The sequence below is a fragment of the Moorena sp. SIO3I6 genome (assembly GCF_010672095.1).
In genome coordinates, this window is the sequence record NZ_JAAHHU010001763.1 from 1 (window position 1) to 1013 (window position 1013).

Annotated in this window: 1 protein-coding gene; it reads right to left on the reverse strand. The window is 45.7% G+C overall.

The features are described 5' to 3' along the window. Positions 1-20: 20 nt before the first annotated feature. Positions 21-683, reverse strand: a complete 663-nt coding sequence (gene phoU / locus F6K49_RS52940; protein ID WP_293111151.1) for a phosphate signaling complex protein PhoU — start codon at positions 681-683, stop codon at positions 21-23. Positions 684-1013 lie beyond the last annotated feature (330 nt).

The window sequence follows — 1013 nt, forward strand, 5'->3', positions numbered from 1 at the left end:
TTGCTATCTAAGCAGTGAACCTAACGGCCAGGAGTAACTCCTGAACGTTGACCAGTGACAATATAAGAGACTCGTTGACCGATATTGGTAGCATGGTCAGCCATTCGTTCTAAATGGCGAATCACTAATCCTAGTAAAAGAATTGGTTCAACAACACCCTTGATATCCCGCTGACTGGCCAAGGTTTGATAAACTTGGTCATAGGCATCGTCTACTGTATCGTCCAGCTTTTTGACGGTTTGCCCAGCAATGGCATCTAAATCGGCTAGGGCTTTTAAACTTGTTGCCAGCATAGCTTGGGCATGATGAGACATAAGTTCCACCTCTGGCATACAGGGATGGGGTGGATAAGGAAACAGCTTTATTGATAGTTCTCCCAGGTCTTCAGCATAATCACCAATGCGCTCTAAGTCTCGTACTAGTTGCATAAAAGCACTCAGAAGCCGTAAATCTTGGGCAACAGGAGATTGCAGAGCCATTAGCGTCACACATTCCATCTCAATTTGGTGATAGTAGCCATCAATGCGCTTATCAAGAGAGGCAAGATGTTGGGCAGTCTCGAGATTGCGCTCAAAGAGGGCTTGATGGCTCAGTCGAAAAGATTGCTCTACCAGAGCCCCCATACGCAAAACATTTTGTGCCAAACGCTTCAGAGAGCGCTGGAAGTGGGAACGCTCAGACATGTTGGTCAGCGAAGTACTATGAGAAGATAAACTCACCATAAAATCAGATTGCTAAGGGAACACTGGAAGCTCCTGTCCTTTACATTTATGCATGGGGAGCAAAGCTTTCCGGTAACATAAATAACTGGCCAACAGCACATCAAGATTAGATGCGATCGCGTAGCGTGGCCTACGGCCAATCGCCCTTAGCCATCCTTCCGGTTAACAAATTAACAGGCAGTATTTTAATGAAAGTTTTAGGGGTTACAGGTTAGCCGATTACAGGTTAGCTGGTTACAGGTTAGCTGGTTACAGGTTAGCTGGTTACAGGTTAGCTGGTTATAGGTTAGC